Annotated in this window: 1 protein-coding gene; it reads left to right on the top strand. The window is 57.3% G+C overall.

The annotated features are described in order from the left end of the window. Positions 1-145 precede the first annotated feature (145 nt). Positions 146-925, top strand: a complete 780-nt coding sequence (gene fpr / locus OQK_RS00945) for a ferredoxin-NADP reductase (RefSeq protein WP_016770712.1) — start codon at positions 146-148, stop codon at positions 923-925. Positions 926-1,005: the final 80 nt, after the last annotated feature.

Here is a 1,005-nt window from a genome sequence, read left to right as displayed (position 1 = left end):
GAGTAAATCGCATATCGATATAACCGATAACCCTTATCTTAATAATCCAGTTAACAGATATTGTCGTCGCTATTAGAATGCGATGCAATTGCGCACGTTGAGCCTCATTGAGCCGCGCAGACCAATCTCCAGGAGTCAAACGTACATGAGCAACATGAACCACGAGCGTGTCCTCAGTGTTCATCACTGGAACGACACTCTGTTCAGCTTCAAGTGCACCCGCGATCCGGGCCTGCGCTTCGAGAACGGTCAGTTCGTGATGATCGGCCTGCAACAGCCCAACGGCCGCCCGCTTATGCGCGCTTACTCGATCGCCAGCCCGAACTGGGAAGAGCATCTCGAGTTCTTCAGCATCAAAGTGCAGGACGGTCCGCTGACGTCCCAGTTGCAGCACTTGAAGGAAGGCGACGAGATCATCATCTCGAAGAAGCCTACCGGCACGCTGGTTCTTGATGACCTGAACCCGGGCAAGCACCTGTACCTGCTGAGCACCGGTACCGGTCTGGCGCCGTTCATGAGCGTCATTCAGGACCCGGAAACCTACGAGCGTTTTGAGAAAGTGATCCTGGTTCACGGTGTGCGCTACGTCAACGAAGTCGCCTACCGCGAGTTCATCACCGAGCACCTGCCGCAGAACGAGTTCTTCGGCGAGGCGCTGCGTGACAAGCTGATCTACTACCCGACCGTGACCCGCGAGCCGTTCGAGAATCAGGGCCGCCTGACTGACCTGATGCGCAGCAGCAAGCTGTTCAGCGACATCGGCCTGCCACCGATCAACCCGCAGGACGACCGCGCGATGATCTGCGGCAGCCCGAGCATGCTCGACGAGACCAGCGAAGTGCTCGACAGCTTCGGCCTGAAGATCTCGGCGCGGATGCGCGAGCCGGGTGATTACCTGATCGAGCGTGCGTTCGTCGAGAAGTAAGCGCCACAGAGAGCCCCCATTGCCTTGCAGGCAATGGGGGCTTTTTTATGCCTGAAGCATTTCCTTCATGCCTGCCACGA

This window comes from Pseudomonas sp. R62, assembly GCF_000257605.1.
Lineage (GTDB): Bacteria > Pseudomonadota > Gammaproteobacteria > Pseudomonadales > Pseudomonadaceae > Aquipseudomonas > Aquipseudomonas atacamensis.
This window is presented reverse-complemented; position numbering and strand designations above follow the sequence as displayed.